The organism is Bradyrhizobium sp. CB82, assembly GCF_029714405.1.
In the GTDB taxonomy this organism is placed as follows: domain Bacteria; phylum Pseudomonadota; class Alphaproteobacteria; order Rhizobiales; family Xanthobacteraceae; genus Bradyrhizobium.
The window spans coordinates 1,519,181-1,534,171 of record NZ_CP121650.1; the positions used below are offsets into that span (position 1 = coordinate 1,519,181).

General features: G+C 66.0%; 15 protein-coding genes. 8 read left to right on the forward strand and 7 right to left on the reverse strand.

From position 1 onward, the window contains the following. The first annotated feature begins 33 nt into the window (after positions 1-33). Positions 34-327, forward strand: a complete 294-nt coding sequence (locus tag QA640_RS07300; protein ID WP_283040043.1) for a lipoprotein — start codon at positions 34-36, stop codon at positions 325-327. Between the two features lie 23 nt (positions 328-350). Next, positions 351-1,616, forward strand: a complete 1,266-nt coding sequence (lysA, locus tag QA640_RS07305; RefSeq protein WP_283040044.1) for a diaminopimelate decarboxylase — start codon at positions 351-353, stop codon at positions 1,614-1,616. Between the two features lie 126 nt (positions 1,617-1,742). On the opposite strand, the gene QA640_RS07310 is transcribed toward lysA, so the two are convergent. Beyond that, positions 1,743-2,633 (reverse strand): NAD(P)-dependent oxidoreductase, encoded by an 891-nt coding sequence (locus QA640_RS07310; protein ID WP_283040045.1) that lies wholly within the window; start codon positions 2,631-2,633, stop codon positions 1,743-1,745. 102 nt (positions 2,634-2,735) lie between these two features. Continuing rightward, positions 2,736-3,119 carry a carboxymuconolactone decarboxylase family protein gene (locus tag QA640_RS07315; protein WP_028134137.1) on the reverse strand — a complete coding sequence of 128 codons (384 nt, stop codon included), beginning with the start codon at positions 3,117-3,119 and terminating at the stop codon, positions 2,736-2,738. Between the two features lie 169 nt (positions 3,120-3,288). On the opposite strand from QA640_RS07315, the gene QA640_RS07320 reads away from it, so the two are divergent. Next, positions 3,289-5,901: a TIGR02302 family protein gene (locus QA640_RS07320; protein ID WP_283040046.1), complete on the forward strand. Its 2,613-nt coding sequence runs from the start codon at positions 3,289-3,291 to the stop codon at positions 5,899-5,901. A 246-nt stretch (positions 5,902-6,147) separates the two neighbouring features. On the opposite strand, the gene QA640_RS07325 is transcribed toward QA640_RS07320, so the two are convergent. Both QA640_RS07325 and QA640_RS07330 read right to left on the reverse strand, forming a co-directional pair. After that, positions 6,148-6,522, reverse strand: a complete 375-nt coding sequence (locus QA640_RS07325; protein WP_283040047.1) for a response regulator — start codon at positions 6,520-6,522, stop codon at positions 6,148-6,150. A gap of 33 nt (positions 6,523-6,555) precedes the next feature. After that, positions 6,556-7,428 (reverse strand): MJ0042-type zinc finger domain-containing protein, encoded by an 873-nt coding sequence (locus QA640_RS07330; RefSeq protein WP_283040048.1) that lies wholly within the window; start codon positions 7,426-7,428, stop codon positions 6,556-6,558. 161 nt (positions 7,429-7,589) lie between these two features. Between QA640_RS07330 and ftsE the strand changes: the two genes are divergently transcribed. The 4 genes from ftsE (at position 7,590) to QA640_RS07350 (ending at position 10,774) form a co-directional block, all read left to right on the forward strand. Then, complete coding sequence (gene ftsE / locus QA640_RS07335) at positions 7,590-8,249, forward strand: cell division ATP-binding protein FtsE (RefSeq protein ID WP_027522156.1); 660 nt, start codon at positions 7,590-7,592, stop codon at positions 8,247-8,249. Further along, positions 8,242-9,210: an ABC transporter permease gene (locus QA640_RS07340; RefSeq protein ID WP_283040049.1), complete on the forward strand. Its 969-nt coding sequence runs from the start codon at positions 8,242-8,244 to the stop codon at positions 9,208-9,210. Before ftsE ends, QA640_RS07340 begins: the two co-directional genes overlap by 8 nt. A gap of 77 nt (positions 9,211-9,287) precedes the next feature. Continuing rightward, a complete protein-coding gene (locus QA640_RS07345; RefSeq protein ID WP_283040050.1) occupies positions 9,288-9,992 on the forward strand; it encodes a YdcF family protein in 705 nt (234 codons plus the stop codon). Positions 9,993-10,000: 8 nt separating this feature from the next. Then, complete coding sequence (locus QA640_RS07350; protein WP_283040051.1) at positions 10,001-10,774, forward strand: lysophospholipid acyltransferase family protein; 774 nt, start codon at positions 10,001-10,003, stop codon at positions 10,772-10,774. A 106-nt stretch (positions 10,775-10,880) separates the two neighbouring features. Here the strand turns inward: QA640_RS07350 and QA640_RS07355 are convergent, their stop codons facing one another. After that, the gene (locus QA640_RS07355) at positions 10,881-11,492 is read right to left on the reverse strand and encodes a gamma-glutamylcyclotransferase (protein WP_283040052.1); all 612 of its coding nucleotides are present in this window, start codon (positions 11,490-11,492) and stop codon (positions 10,881-10,883) included. Between the two features lie 110 nt (positions 11,493-11,602). On the opposite strand from QA640_RS07355, the gene QA640_RS07360 reads away from it, so the two are divergent. Next, positions 11,603-12,787, forward strand: a complete 1,185-nt coding sequence (locus tag QA640_RS07360) for a DUF2125 domain-containing protein (RefSeq protein WP_283040053.1) — start codon at positions 11,603-11,605, stop codon at positions 12,785-12,787. Positions 12,788-12,942: 155 nt separating this feature from the next. On the opposite strand, the gene QA640_RS07365 is transcribed toward QA640_RS07360, so the two are convergent. Together QA640_RS07365 and hisC are read right to left on the reverse strand one after the other, a co-directional pair. Next, positions 12,943-13,878, reverse strand: coding sequence for a prephenate/arogenate dehydrogenase family protein (locus tag QA640_RS07365; protein ID WP_283040054.1), 936 nt, complete (start codon positions 13,876-13,878; stop codon positions 12,943-12,945). Continuing rightward, positions 13,875-14,972 (reverse strand): histidinol-phosphate transaminase, encoded by a 1,098-nt coding sequence (gene hisC, locus QA640_RS07370; RefSeq protein ID WP_283040055.1) that lies wholly within the window; start codon positions 14,970-14,972, stop codon positions 13,875-13,877. The genes QA640_RS07365 and hisC overlap by 4 nt, the downstream gene beginning before the upstream one ends. Positions 14,973-14,991: the final 19 nt, after the last annotated feature.

The window sequence follows — 14,991 nt, forward strand, 5'->3', positions numbered from 1 at the left end:
GTATGGTGCGGCCCGCGTAGTGGGGATCTCGTCGTGACGTCAAAGTTTCGCCCGACCGGCTCGGGGTGGGCCATCATTGTCTTGAGCCTGAGTGCGCTGGCCCTGGCCGGCTGTGGCCGCAAGGGGCCGCTCGATCTGCCGCCGACCGCATCCAACGCGTCCACGGCGAACGTCGCGCCGGCTGCCACCGACACCGAGGCTGAGGCCCAGAAGACGCCGAGCGTCTTCAATCCCACCTACGGCGCGGATGCTGCGCCCGCTGCTTCCAAGGGCAAGAAGAAATCGTTTGTCCTCGACCCGCTGCTGGACGAAAAGCCCGGCAGATGAGCCGGGATGACTGAGCGAACGCCATGAACCATTTCGACTACCGCAACGGCGTGCTGCACGCCGAAGCGGTGAACCTTTCCGATCTCGCCGCGACAGTCGGCACGCCCTTCTATTGCTATTCGACCGCAACGCTCGAGCGGCACTACCGCGTCTTCACGGACGCGTTCGCCGGCGAGAAGGTGCTGGTCTGCTACGCCATGAAGGCGAACTCCAACCAGTCGGTGCTGCGCACGCTGGCCAGGCTGGGGGCTGGCGCCGACGTGGTCTCGGGCGGCGAGTTGAAGCGCGCGCTCGCGGCCGGCATCCCCGCCGGCAAGATCCTGTTCTCCGGCGTCGGCAAGACCGAGACCGAACTGCGTGCGGCCCTCGCCGCTGACATCCTCTGCATCAACGTCGAGTCCGAGCCCGAACTCGAACTGCTGTCACGGCTTGCCAGCGAAATGGGCAAGACCGCGCGCATCTCGGTGCGCGTCAATCCGGACGTCGATGCCGGCACCCACGCAAAAATCTCCACCGGCAAGTCAGAGAACAAGTTCGGCATCCCGATCGTCCACGCCCGCGAGGTGTACGCACGGGCAGCGAAGCTGCCCGGCATCGAGGTGACCGGCACCGACGTGCATATCGGCAGCCAGATCACCGATCTCTCCAAGATGGAGGTCGCATTCCGCATCCTCGCCGATTTCGTCCAGGCGCTGCGGGCCGACGGCCACAACATCTCGCATGTCGATTTCGGCGGTGGCCTCGGCATTCCCTATTACATGGACCGCGAGGCGCCCCCCGCGCCCGACGCCTATGCCGCCATGGTCAGGCGCATCACGCACAATCTCGGCTGCACGCTGATGTTCGAGCCGGGGCGCATGATCGTCGGCAATGCCGGCATCCTGGTCACGAAGGTGATCTATGTGAAGCACGGCGACGGCAAGAACTTCGTCATCATCGACGCCGCGATGAACGATTTGATCCGTCCGACGCTGTATGAGGCCCATCACGACATCCTCCCGGTTAGGCAGCCCGCCGCCGGCATGCCGACGATTTTGGCCGACGTCGTCGGCCCGGTCTGCGAGACCGGCGACTATCTCGCGCTCGACCGCACGCTGCCGACGCCGAAGCCGGGCGACCTCCTCGCCATCATGACCGCGGGTGCCTATGGCGCCGTGCAGGCCGGCACGTACAATTCGCGGCCGCTCGTGCCGGAGGTGCTGGTCAAGGGCGATCAGTATGCCGTGGTGCGCCCCCGCATCGACGTCGAGCAGCTCATCGCCATGGACACGCCCGCGCCTTGGCTGTGAGGCGGAAGACAAAATCCGCAAAACAACCCCATGCAAAGGAGCAGGGACTGCCGACCCGACGCGCGGTGGGTCGGTGGAACCGTTTGGCACATCGGGTCAAATCAGCGGCAACGGGCCATCGTCGCGCTATTTCTTTCCGCCGACGATCACGCCCGCTCTCCTTTCGATCGGCTTGATCGCCGCAGTGAAGTCCGAGGCTGCGCCTTCCTCGCCGATGACGGTCTCCCAGAGACGTCCGACCGCATCGGCGACCTCCATCGACAGGCCGAGCTGCTTCATCTCCTCGAGCGCGAGCCGCACGTCCTTCACCATCAGCCCGGTGGCAAAGCCGAAGTCGAAGCTGCGCGGCAGGACCGAACGCGGAAACTTGTCGCGGCTCGCGGTGTTCATGCCGGAGCCCGCATTGATGACGTCGATCATCACGGCCGGATCGAGTCCGGCCTTGACGCCCATCACCATCGCTTCCGACGTCGCCACGATCGCGGTCGCCGAGAGCAAATTGTTCGCAAGCTTCATGGTCTGCGCCGCGCCCGGCTTGTCGCCGATGAAAAAAACCTTTCCGATCACGTCGAGCGCGGTCCTGATCGTCTCGAACTCGCCACGCGGTCCCGACACCATCACGGCCAGCGTGCCCTTCTCCGCGCCTCCGACGCCGCCGGAGACCGGGCTGTCGATCTGAACGATGTCGCGCCTCGCCAGCAGGCTGTGGATTTTCACCGCCATCTGCGAGCCGACGGTCGACAGGTCGACGAAGCGTTTGACGCGCTTGCCGTCGATCACGCCATTCGCACCGGTCGCGACCTCGAGCGAGGCCTGCAGCGACGGCAGGCTCGCCATCACGGTCTCGACCTGGTCGGCGACATCCTTCGGCGAGCTCGCCGCGGTGGCGCCGCGCGCAACCAGCGTGTCGAGGACCTCTTTCCGTGTATCGAACGCAACGAGCCGATGCCCCGCCTCGGTCAACCGCCGTGCCATCGGAAACCCCATGTTTCCGAGGCCGATGAATCCGATGTCCATCGTGTTTCCCTGTGTTTGTTGTTTTCACACCCTCGGTGTCGTCCTGGCTTGCGCCAGGACGACGTCGGAGGAATGCGGTTGCGTCCCTTGCGGTGCCAGACCTCACGCCTTGCCATCGATCTCCGCGAACACCTCGCGTGCGATGCGAAAACTGTCCACCGCGGCCGGCATGCCGCCGTAGATCGCGACCTGCATCAAGATCTCGCGGATTTCCTCGCGGGTGACGCCGTTGGTCAGCGCGCCCTTCAGGTGCGCGCGGAACTCATGCTGGCGGTTGAGGATCGCGATCATCGCAATGTTGAGCATGCTGCGGGTCTTGCGCGGCAGTTCCTCGCGGCCCCACACCGTGCCCCAGCAATATTCGTTGAGCATCTCCTGGAACGGCCGGTTGAAGTCGTCGACGTTCTTCAGGGCATTGTTGACATAGGCCTCGCCCAGCACCGCTTTGCGAACTTCCAGCCCCTTGTCGTGCATCTTCTTATCCATGGCGTTCCTCGTATCTTGCCTTGACGGATGGTCGCCGAACCTACGGTGCCGAACACAACCAGTCACGCCTTCGTGTTATGCACCGCTCGGGTACGGGTCCCGTAGAGGAACGGGTGCCTCAGTGCTGCCGTTGTGCTAAGGTTTCGTTCCGGGCAACCTGGAGAGCAGATTGAACGGCGTCACTCCCGACCCGTCAGACCCGATCCGCGATGGCGATTCGCAGTCGCGGCTGAAGCTGGCGCAGGCCCTCAAGCGGGCCACATATGCGCTCGCCTGGGAGCGCGCCTGGCCGCATCTGGCGCGGTTCTTGACCGTTGTCGGATTGTTTCTGGTGGTATCCTGGGCTGGCCTCTGGCTGGCGCTGCCTTTCATCGCCCGCGCGGTGGGGCTTGGCCTGTTCGCCATCGCGGCGCTCGCCGCCCTATTCCCGCTGATTCGCTTCCGCTGGCCGAGCCGCGCGCAGGGCTTGAGCCGGCTCGACAACGGGTCCGGCATCCGCCATCGGCCGGCGACGACGCTCACCGATACCCTGAGCACGCAGGACCCGGTTGCGCAGGCGCTGTGGCAGGCGCAGCGCGAGCGCACGCTCGCCTCGCTCAAGCGCATCCGTGCCGGATTGCCGCATCCGCGGCTCGCGATCCACGATCCCTGGGCGCTGCGCGGGCTTGTGATGGTGATGCTGGTTGCGACCTTCTTCGCCGCCGGCGACGAGCGCGCCATGCGCATGGGGGCAGCCTTCGACTGGAACGGCGTGCTGGCGCCGACGAATATCCGCGTCGACGCCTGGGTTACCCCGCCGGTCTACACCTCCAAGCCGCCGATCATCCTGTCGGCCGCCAACAAGGAGGCCGCCGCATTGCCCGCGAGCGGTCCGCTCGCGGTTCCCGCCGGTTCGACGCTGATCGTGCGCTCCTCCGGCGGCAGCCTCGATGTCGTGGTCTCCGGTGGCCTCAGGGAGGTTGCACCGAACGAACAGGCCCCGAAGGGCACCAACGAGAAGCATTTTGCCATCGCCAGCGACGGCACTGCGCATGTCCGCGCGCCTTCCGGCCAGCCGCAATGGAGGTTCGCGGCGACGCCCGATCGGCCGCCGACAATTGCACTGGCCAAGGATCCCGAGCGTCAGGCCAGAGGCGCGCTGCAACTCTCCTACAAGATCGAGGATGACTACGGCGTCACCGGTGCCGAGGCGCAATTCGCCGTGCGTCCGTCAGAAGCGCAGAAGCCCGACGAGCAGAAGGCGGCGCCCCGGCCGCTGTTCCAGCCGCCGCAATTCGCACTCGTGCTGCCGAACGCGCGCACCCGCAACGGCCTCGGCCAGACCGTCAAGGACCTCAGCGAGGACCCTTATGCCGGCGCCGATGTCACGTTGACGCTGACCGCCAAGGATGAGGCGGGCAATGAGGCCAAGAGCGAGCCCTTCAACATGCGCCTGCCGGAGCGGCTGTTCACCAAGCCGCTGGCGCGCGCGCTGGTCGAGCAGCGCCGCGTCCTGGCGCTGGACGCCAACAAGAACTCCGACGTCTATGCCGCGCTCGACGCGCTGATGATTGCGCCGGAATTGTTCACGCCCGAGACCGGGCAATATCTCGGCCTCTACAACGTCGCGAGGCAGCTGGAGGCTGCCCGCACTGACGATGCACTGCGCGAGGTCGTCGCAAGCCTCTGGGCGCTTGCGGTGACGATCGAGGACGGCAACATCACCGATGTCGACAAGGCGCTTCGCGCGGCGCAGGACGCGCTCAAGCAGGCGCTGGAGCGCGGCGCGAGCGACGAGGAGATCAAGAAGCTCACCCAGGATCTGCGTCAGGCGCTGGACAATTTCATGCGCCAGCTCGCCGAGCAGTTCCGCAACAATCCGCAGCAACTCGCCCGTCCGCTCGATCCCAACACGAAGATCATGCGCCAGCAGGATCTCAACAACATGATCGACCGCATGGAGCGTCTGTCGCGCTCCGGCGACAAGGATGCGGCCAAGCAATTGCTCGACCAGCTCCAGCAGATGCTGGAGGGTCTTCAGATGGCGCAGCCGGGTCAGAGCGGCGATAGCGACATGGAGCAAGCGCTCAATGAGCTCGGCGACATGATCCGCAAGCAGCAGCAATTGCGCGACAAGACCTTCAAGCAGGGCCAGGATTCCCGGCGCGACCGTAATCGCGGCAAGCAGGGCGATCAGTCGATGTCCGACCTGCAGCAGGACCAGCAGGCGCTGCGCGACCGCTTGAAGAAGCTTCAGGATGAACTCGCCAAGCGCGGCCTCTCCCAGAATGGCCAAAAAGGTCAGAAGGGCCAGAAAGGCCAGCAGGGACAGCAGGGTGAGCCGGGCCAGCAAGGTCAGGGCCAGGGCGGCGATCAGGATGCCGACCAGGGCGATGATGACGGCGGTCTCGATACCGCCGACAACGCCATGGGTGATGCCGGCGACAAGCTCGGCCAAGGCAATGCCGACGGCGCCGTGGACTCGCAAGGCAAAGCGCTCGACGCGCTGCGCAAGGGTGCGCAGAAGATGGCCGAAGCCATGCAGCAGGGCGACGGCGACGGCCAGGGCGATGGCCCCGGCAATCGTGTCGGCCGCCAGCAGAGCGGCGGTAACCAGACCGACCCGCTCGGCCGCCCCTTGCACGGCCGCGAGTTCGGCGACGACTACACGGTGAAGATCCCTGGCGAGATCGACGTCCAGCGCGCCCGCCGTATCCTCGAAGAGCTCCGTCGCCGCCTGGGTGATCCCTCGCGGCCGCAGATCGAGCTCGACTACCTCGAACGGCTGCTGAAGGATTTTTGATCCACCCCGCTTTGCGAGCGCAGCGAAGCAATCCAGAATCGCTCCGTGGAAAAACTCTGGATCGTTTCGCTGCGCTCGCAAGGACGAGGACGCGGCATGTGCATCCCACACTTTCGCCGTCATCGCCCGAAGGCGAAGGCGGGCGATCCAGTATTCCAGAGCCTGCGCGAGGATACGGAAAGGCTGCGGCGTAGTGGATGCCCCGCCTGCGCCTGCTGGGGCATGACAGCGTGATTGGGGTGGCCGCTACCCCTTCTTCGCCGCGAGCGCATCGGCGACTGCGGTGCGGATATCCGCCACCGAAAACGGCTTCGTCACCACGTCATGCACCAGCGCATTCAGGTTCGACGCGCGCTCGCGCTGGTCGGCAAAGCCGGTCATCAGCAAAATCGTCAGGTCCGGAAAATCGCGCGCGGCCGAGAGTGCGAGCGCGATGCCGTCCATCACGGGCATCTGGATGTCGGTGAGCAGGAGGTCGAACGCGCCGCCCTCTCGCGCAAGGATCTCCAGCGCTTCGGCACCGTCCTGCGCGGTGACGGTCTGGTGGCCGTCCATCGCGATGGCGCGCGCCACCAGCGTGCGCATGGACTCCTCGTCATCGGCGATCAGCACCTTTGGCATCGGGCCAAACCTTTGCGGAAGCCGGCAGCCCGATTACGCGCTGCCGCCGGCGATGTCACGCCGGTTGAAGAAACGAATATCGATATTGCGGCCTTCAGGTGGCGGCGAGGCGAGGCGCGACTTGAAGAAGGCGCGCTCGCCGGGATGCAGCACGGTCTGCTCCAGCACCGCGTTCCAGGCGTAGATCTCGGCGCCTTGCGAGTCACGCACGGAGAAGCGCAAGCGCGGGATGTCGACCGCCTTCCTGGTCTCGCCGACGATCGCGCCTTCGATCACCAGCACCTGCTTGCCGTCCACGGTCTCTGAAGTCACCTTGACGTCCTTGAAGGCGAGGCCGCGCAGATTAACCTCCAGGCCGACCATCTTGTAGAACGCCGCGGTCTGCGGCAGCAGCCGGACCATGTCGGCGCGCCAGACCATGAGCGCAACGGCCAGCGCACCCATGGCGGCGCAGGCGATCGACAGGCCGAAATGGGACTTTCGCAGCGGCCGGCTCGCCGGACGGGCGACCCGGGCGCGGCGGCGGAATAGCCCGCGGAACCAGGACTGGTGCGGCTCTCCGGACAATGCGTCGTCGGCGGCCTCGGCCTCCGACCAGTCGTCGTCCTGGGTCTCCTCGGTCGGCCAGTCGCTGGCGATCGAAGGACTGTCGACCACCGGCGCGCCAGCGCCGTCCTCCTGGGCGTAGGTGTTCCACTGTTCAGCGATGTCGGACTGGTCCTCGGGCCGGCTCGCCGCCGCCATGGCCGGCGCGTTGGCTCTCTCCTGCACTTCCTCGACGGCGTCCTCGGGCCGCGCCACCCAGGTCTCCTTGCAGCGGGAGCAGCGCACCGTGCGCCCATTGGCCCCAAGGCTTGCGAGCTGGATGGCGTAGGATGTCGTACAATGGGGGCATACGATGTGCATGGACCAGCCTCGGCGATGGCCCGATCGTGTGGAACCGGGCCCTTTCGATGCTACAAGGCGACCGTTAACGAATCGGAAACCATAACTGCCGCACAAGGCTTTCGTCGCCTGCGGCAGAGCTTTGCGGCGTGCACCGCGCCCCACCTCGAACGGAGCTGAGCTTGGTTCGGTTCGAAAATGTCGGATTGCGTTACGGTCTGGGGCCGGAGATTCTGCGCGACCTGAGTTTCCAGATCCCGGCGCACTCCTTCCAGTTCCTCACCGGCCCCTCCGGCGCCGGCAAGACGTCGCTGCTGCGCCTCTTGTTCCTGTCGCTGCGGCCGACGCGCGGCCTCGTCAATCTGTTCGGCCACGACATCTCGCTGCTCGGCAAGGACGAGATCGCCGACTTGCGCAAGCGCATCGGTATCGTGCTCCAGGACTTTCGCCTGCTCGATCACATGACGACCTATGAGAACGTCGCACTGCCATTCCGCGTGATGGGCCGCAGCGAATCCAGCTACCGCAAGGAGGTCATCGATCTGCTCCGCTGGGTCGGGCTCGGCGAGCGCATGGACGCGCTGCCGCCGATCCTGTCGGGCGGCGAGAAGCAGCGCGCGGCGATCGCGCGCGCGGTGATCTCGCGGCCACAGCTTCTGCTCGCGGACGAGCCGACCGGCAGCGTCGATCCGACGCTTGGTCGCAGGCTGCTGCGGCTCTTCATCGAATTGAACAAGTCCGGCACCGCCGTCATCATCGCGACCCACGATATCGGATTGATGGACCAGTACGAGGCGCGCCGGCTCGTGCTGCACCAGGGACGACTGCACGTCTATGAATAGGACCGACGAGCGCGGCGTCTTCGTCGACCTCGGACAGGAACGTCCGCAGGTCCCGGCGAAAGCGCGCATCATGTCGCCGATCGTGCCGCGCGCCTCGATCCATGGCCGCGCGCTGGTCGCGGTCGTCGCGATCATGACCTTCCTTGCCTCGATGACCACCGGCACGGTACTGCTGGTGAGCGCGTCGGCGGCCGAATGGCAGTCGGATGTCGCGAGCGAAATCACTATCCAGGTCCGCCCCCAGGCCGGGCGCGACATCGAGCGCGACACCGCCGCGGTGACGGAAGCGATGCGCGCGCAGCCGGGCATCGTCGAGGTCAAGCCGTTCAGCAAGGACGAATCCGGCAAGCTGCTGGAGCCCTGGCTCGGCACCGGCCTGTCGATGGACGATCTTCCGGTGCCGCGCATGATCATTGCCCGCGTGGCGCCGGGGACAGTGCTCGATCTCGCCGCCTTGCGCAGCCGCGTGGCGCAGGTCGCCCCAAGCGCGAGCGTCGACGATCACCGCGCCTGGATCGAGCGCATGCGCTCGATGACCAACGCCACCGTGCTCGCCGGCCTCGGCATCCTCGCGCTCGTCATCGTCGCGACCATCATCTCGGTGTCGTTCGCAACGCGCGGTGCGATGGCCGCCAACCGTCCGATCGTCGAGGTCCTGCACTTCGTCGGCGCCGGCGACCGCTACATCGCCAACCGCTTCCTGCGGCACTTCCTCCGCCTGGGCCTGGAAGGCGGCGTGATCGGCGGCGGCATCGCCATGCTGGTATTCGGCTTCTCCGAGTCGATCGCCGGCTGGTTCTCCGGCACGCCGGTCGGCGACCAGTTCGCCGCCCTGCTCGGCACCTTCTCGCTGCGGCCGTCGGGTTACGTCGTGCTCGCCGTGCAGGCGGTCCTGATCGGTGCAATCACGGCGGTGGCATCGCGCCAGACGCTGTTCGCGACGCTGAACGACATCGATTAGGGCGTGGCGCGTCAAACCGGACTCCACTTCATCCAAAAACGTCCTAAAATTGCCAGGGGAAGGGACCACCGCATCGTATGACCTCGCCGACCGACGATCGATCGCCGAAGTTGCCGCACGGCTGGCTGCGTGCCGTCGTCGTGTCGACGCTCGCGTTTGCCTTCGTCGGCGCGGCGGCGGGTTTCATCGCGTTCCTGTCCCAGATGCGCGGCGCCGAGCTCGCGCCGGACCGCAAGGCGGACGGCATCGTGGTCCTGACCGGCGGATCGTCGCGGGTGTCGGATGCGATGGAGCTGCTCGCGGCGGGCTACGGCAGGCGGCTCCTGATCTCGGGCGTGCACCCAACCTCCACGGTCAGCGATATCTCGCGGACGCTGCCGGAGAACCAGTCCTACATGCGCTGCTGTGTCGATCTCGACCGCTCCGCGGTTTCGACCCGCGGCAACGCGGCGGAGACGCGGCGCTGGGCGCGTGAGCGCGGATTCACGTCGCTGATCGTGGTGACCTCGAACTATCACATGCCGCGCACGCTGGTGGAATTCTCGCACGCGATGCCGGAGATCGCGCTGATCCCGTTCGCGGTGGTCGGCGACAAATGGCGCGAGGAGCCATGGTGGACCTCCTCCTCGACGCTGCGCCTCTTGTTGTCGGAATATGTCAAATATGTTGCCGCCGAGCTGCGCGTGCGGCTCGAGGATTTCGGGATTGACCTTTCGCCGGAAGTGTCGGAGCAGCCTTCTGGCGTGCAGCCGAAACGGCCCGCCACCGCACAGGCCAATTAGGATCGTTGATGTCGTTGCTCTTCCTGCGTTCGCTCGTTTTCAACGTGCTGTTCTACGCCGTCCTGGTGTTCTGGGCGATCATCGCGCTGCCGACCTTCCTGATGTCGCCCCGCGCCATGCTGACGGTCGCCGGATGGTGGGCGGACTCGACGTTGTTCCTGATGCGGGTGATCTGCAACATCAAGGTGGAATTCAGAGGCGTGGAGAAGATTCCGACGGGGCCGCTGGTGATCGCGTCAAAGCACCAGTCGTTCTGGGAGACGTTCGCGCTGCTGCGCTTCTTCGACCGGCCGATCTTCATCCTGAAGCGCCAGCTCATGCACATTCCGGTGTTCGGTCAGTTCCTCGGCAAGACCGGCATGATCGCGATCGATCGCAGCGCCGGCGTCAAGGCGCTCCTGGACATGACGCGGCGCGCGCGCGATGCAGTGCGCTCCGGCCGCCAGCTCGTGATCTTTCCGGAGGGCACCCGCCGCGCGCCGGGCGCGCCGCCGGACTACAAGACCGGCTTTGCCCAGATCTATTCGGCCTGCGGCGTGCCGTGCCTGCCGATCGCGCTCAACTCCGGCCTGTTCTGGCCGCGCCGCACATTCATGCGCTATCCCGGCACGCTGGTGGTGGAATTCCTGGATCCGCTGCCGCCGGGCCTGGCGAAGGACGAATACATCGCGCGGGTGCGCAGCGCGATCGAGGAGGCCACGGGGCGCATCGTCGAGGCCGGACGGAAGGAGCAGGAGCAGCTCATCGGCAGCGCGCCGAGCTACGTGGCCTCGGGCAGCTAGAGCATGATCCGGACCCGAAGGGCCGCGTTAGCGCAAAGTGTGAGGCGGTTTTCCCTCGCGACAAACGCGGAACGCGTTTGCGCGGAGATCATGCGCACACGATAAACTAAAGCGCGTCGCGCTCGCTGGTCGGAGCCGGATCATGCAGGGAATGCGCATCGTTGTGCAGGAGAGCCGCAAGCTGATGCAGCTGCGTATCGCGAAAACCTTCGGCCTCGATCGCCTTCACCGTCGCGGTGACGTAGTCGCGGTTGGCGCCGGACTGGCCGTGGCCTTGCAACACATGGCGGTGCTGCTCGGCAAGCGACAGGCGTCCCGCATATTGCACGTGGCCGCGATCGACGACGTAGGCGAGCGCGCTGACACGTTGCCGCGCGTCGTTCTCCAGCCAAACCGAACGCATCACCTCGCGATAGACCGAGGTGACCTGCTCGCGCTCGCGCAAATAGGCGACGACCTCGGCACGGCTCTTCGCAGCGACGCGGAAGGCGATGCCGCGGCAGGCGCCGCCGCGGTCGAGCCCGAGCACGAGGCCCGGCTTCTCCGGCGTGCCGCGATGGACGAAGGAATAGACGCATAGAGCACGATGCTCGCCGACCAGGCGTGCCGGCACGCGCTCCTCGAATTCGAAGCCCGGCCGCCACATCAGCGAGCCATAGCCGAACACCCAGAGGTCGCCGGTGGTCGTCGTGACGGAGGGGAGGATGATCTCGGACATGTTTGGCATCGCTACCAGAGCCCGCCGCCCAGGCGAAGCGAATTCTCCACCTTTCGTCGCAAGCCAACCTCGCTTACATTTGCCATCATCTGGGGTCAAAGGGTCGCCGCATGTCCCATATGACCATTGCCGTTAAGCGGCGCTCCCGCTGGGGCCTTTTCATAGCGCCCGTCCTCCTCTTGATTCTCGCCGTCGCCTGGAGCGGCTTCTGGTTCTATGCTGCTTCCCAGGCCGAAGTGGCCGCCGACGCCTGGCGCGCCCAGGAGGCAAAGTCGGGCCGCATCTATGATTGCGCCAGGCGCTCGATCGCCGGTTTTCCGTTCCGCTTCGAGGCACGGTGCTCGGGTGCCAGCGTGTCGCTGGTCTCGCAAACCGCAAACAAGACGCCGTTCACGGCCAAGCTCGACAACATCCTTGTCGTCGCCCAGGTCTATGATCCCAAGCTCGTGATCGCCGAATTCACCGCGCCGGCGACGCTGACCGACGGCGTCACGCAGACCTCCTTCGTGGTGAACTGGAGCAAGGGTCGCAGCAGCGTGGTCGGCCTGCCGGCCGTGCCGGATCACGCCTCGATCGTGTTCGACGATCCCACCATCAATCGCGTCGACGGCTCGGTGCAGGTGCCGGTTGCGAAGGCCAAGCTGGTCGAGCTGCACGGACGCCTCGCGGAAGGGTCCTCGCGCGACAATCCCGTCATCGAAACCGTGCTCCAGATCGCGCAAGGCAGCATCCAGGGCGTGCATCCGCTGCTCGCCGAGCCGTTCGAGGCGGATGTGCGCTCGAAGATCACGGGGCTGAAGGATCTGACGCCCAAGCCGTGGCCGCAGCGTTTCCGTGAGCTCCAGGCTGCCGGCGGCCATATCGAGATCGTGCAGTCACGCATTCAGCAGGGCGAGATGATCGCGGTCGCCGCCGGCACGCTCGGGATCTCGGCGAACGGCCGCCTCGACGGCGAATTGCAGATGACGGTGACGGGCCTCGAGCGCGTGATCCCCGCGCTCGGTATCGACAAGATGCTGGAAGAGGGCGTGCCGCAAGCAACGCTGGACCGCGTCGCGCCGGGGGTGAAATCGCAGGACCTCAACAACCTCTTCGGCGCGCTCGACCGCGCCATCCCGGGCCTCGGCAAGGTGGTGAAGCAGAACGCCAATGCCGGCGTCGCCGCCGGCATCAATGCGCTCGGCACCGAAAGCACGCTGGAAGGCAAGAAGGCGCGCAGCTTCCCGCTGCGCTTCGTCGATGGTGCCGTGATGCTCGGCACGCTGAAGGTCGCGCAGCTCCCGCCGCTGTATTAGTCATCTGAGAGCCGCCGGCGACGACTTTGAACCTCACCCTGAGGAGCCGCGCTTGCGCGGCGTCTCGAAGGGCGAGGCCACCAGCGGGGCCTTCATCCTTCGAGACGCGCGTTCCGGGCTCCTCAGGATGATGGGTGACGCCGCGGCCGACGAAGCTACTGCTTCGTCAGCGGCGGATGCGGCCGGCCGAAGTCCGGCGCTGCCGAATCCTGGCCGATCTCGACGATGCCGCGGCGGATGGCGCGAGTGCGGGTGAAGTGGTCGAACAGGGCTTCACCGTCGCCGCGGCGGATCGCGCGGGTGAGCTTGGCGAGATCCTCGTTGAAGGTGCCGAGCATCTCGAGCACGGCCTCCTTGTTGGCGAGGAACACGTCGCGCCACATCGTCGGATCGGACGCCGCGATGCGGGTGAAATCGCGAAAGCCGCCGGCGGAGAACTTGATCACCTCGGATTCCGTCACCTGTTGCAGCTCGTCGGCCGTGCCGACGATGGTGTAGGCGATCAGATGCGGCAGATGGCTGGTGATCGCGAGCACGAGATCATGATGATCCGGCGTCATGATCTCGACCTTGGCGCCGAGCGCGGCCCAGAACGCGCGCAAGCGATCGACGGCGGCGGTATCGGTGCCTTCCGGTGGCGTGAGGATGCACCAGCGATTGATGAACAGCTCGGCGAAGCCGGAATCCGGGCCCGAATGCTCGGTGCCCGCTACCGGATGCGCGGGCACAAAGTGAATGCCCTGCGGCAGATGCGGCGCCATGTCCCTGACGATCGCGCCCTTCACCGAGCCGACGTCGGAGATGATTGCGCCGGGCTTCAGATGGGCTGATATCTCCTGCGCCACGGGGCCGCAGGCGCCCACGGGTATGCAGAGGATGACGAGATCGGCATCCCTGACGGCCTCGATATTGCTCGCGACCACGTGATCGACGATGCCGAGCTCGGCGACGCGCGCCCGCGTCTTTTCGGAGCGCGCGGTGGTGACGATTTCGTTGGCGAGGCCCTGAAGCTTCGCGGCACGCGCGATCGAGCCGCCGATCAGGCCGAAGCCGATCAGGGCAACGCGTTGGAAGTGCGGGGCGACGCTCATTTGCGCCCCATGAAGTCGCGCAGGCCTTCGACGACGAGGCGATTGGCTTCCTCGGTGCCGATGGTCATGCGCAGTGCATGGGGCAGGCCGTAGTTCTTCAGCGCGCGCAGCACCAGTCCCCGCTTGGTGAGGAAGGCATCCGCCTCATCAGAGGTCTTGCCCTTATCGGTCGGGAAATGGATCAGCACGAAATTCGCAACGCTCGGCGTCACTTTCAGCCCGAGCTTGCCGATCTCGTCGGTCAGCCAGTTGCGCCAGGTCTCGGTGAACTGCTTCGACATCTGCTGATGCGCGGTGTCCTCGATCGCGGCGACCGCGGCATACATCGCCGGCGTCGAGACGTTGAACGGGCCGCGGATGCGGTTGACCGCATCGATGATGTGCGCAGGACCGAACATCCAGCCGACGCGCAGCGCGGCGAGGCCATGAATCTTGGAGAAAGTGTGGGTCACGACCGTGTTCTCGGTGGTCGCGACCAGTTCGATCCCCATTTCGTAGTCGTTGCGCGACACGTAGTCGCAATAGGCGGCGTCGAGCACGAGCAGCACGTGCGACGGCAGGCCGGCGCGCAGGCGCTTGACCTCGTCGAACGGCAGATAGGTGCCGGTCGGGTTGTTGGGGTTGGCGAGCCAGACAAGCTTGGTACGCGGCGTCACCGCCTTCAGGATGGCATCGACGTCCGCGGTGAAGTTCGCCTCCGCGGCCACGATGTTCCTGGCACCGTTCGCCATGGTCGCGATCGGGTACACCAGGAAGCCGTGGGCGGTGGAAATCGCCTCATCACCCTGGCTGAGATAGGTGTGTGCGAGCAGATTGAGGATCTCGTCCGAGCCGGCGCCGCAGATGATGCGGTCGGGATCGAGGCCAAACGTGCGGCCGATCGCTTCGCGCAGCACGCGCGAGGTGCCTTCCGGATAGTCCTCCAGATGTGTTGCCACGTGCGTGAAGGCCTCGATCGCCTTGGGCGAGGGCCCGAACGGCGTCTCGTTCGCCGACAGCTTGAACACCTTGCGGCCCGGCTCCGGCACCGGGCTCTTGCCGGGCGTGTAGGGCGCAATATCGAGAATGCCGGGATTCGGCACGGGGCGGGACATCTTGGACTCCGGATTGGCG

Coding starts and splice junctions, on each gene's coding strand:
- lysA (WP_283040044.1), top strand. CDS start 351: ATGAACCATTTCGACTACCGCAACGGCGTGCTGCACGCCGAAGCGGTG.
- QA640_RS07310 (WP_283040045.1), bottom strand. CDS start 2,633: ATGGACATCGGATTCATCGGCCTCGGAAACATGGGGTTTCCGATGGCA.
- QA640_RS07315 (WP_028134137.1), bottom strand. CDS start 3,119: ATGGATAAGAAGATGCACGACAAGGGGCTGGAAGTTCGCAAAGCGGTG.
- QA640_RS07325 (WP_283040047.1), bottom strand. CDS start 6,522: ATGCCAAAGGTGCTGATCGCCGATGACGAGGAGTCCATGCGCACGCTG.
- QA640_RS07330 (WP_283040048.1), bottom strand. CDS start 7,428: ATGCACATCGTATGCCCCCATTGTACGACATCCTACGCCATCCAGCTC.
- QA640_RS07340 (WP_283040049.1), top strand. CDS start 8,242: ATGAATAGGACCGACGAGCGCGGCGTCTTCGTCGACCTCGGACAGGAA.
- QA640_RS07345 (WP_283040050.1), top strand. CDS start 9,288: ATGACCTCGCCGACCGACGATCGATCGCCGAAGTTGCCGCACGGCTGG.
- QA640_RS07350 (WP_283040051.1), top strand. CDS start 10,001: ATGTCGTTGCTCTTCCTGCGTTCGCTCGTTTTCAACGTGCTGTTCTAC.
- QA640_RS07355 (WP_283040052.1), bottom strand. CDS start 11,492: ATGTCCGAGATCATCCTCCCCTCCGTCACGACGACCACCGGCGACCTC.
- QA640_RS07360 (WP_283040053.1), top strand. CDS start 11,603: ATGTCCCATATGACCATTGCCGTTAAGCGGCGCTCCCGCTGGGGCCTT.
- QA640_RS07365 (WP_283040054.1), bottom strand. CDS start 13,878: ATGAGCGTCGCCCCGCACTTCCAACGCGTTGCCCTGATCGGCTTCGGC.
- hisC (WP_283040055.1), bottom strand. CDS start 14,972: ATGTCCCGCCCCGTGCCGAATCCCGGCATTCTCGATATTGCGCCCTAC.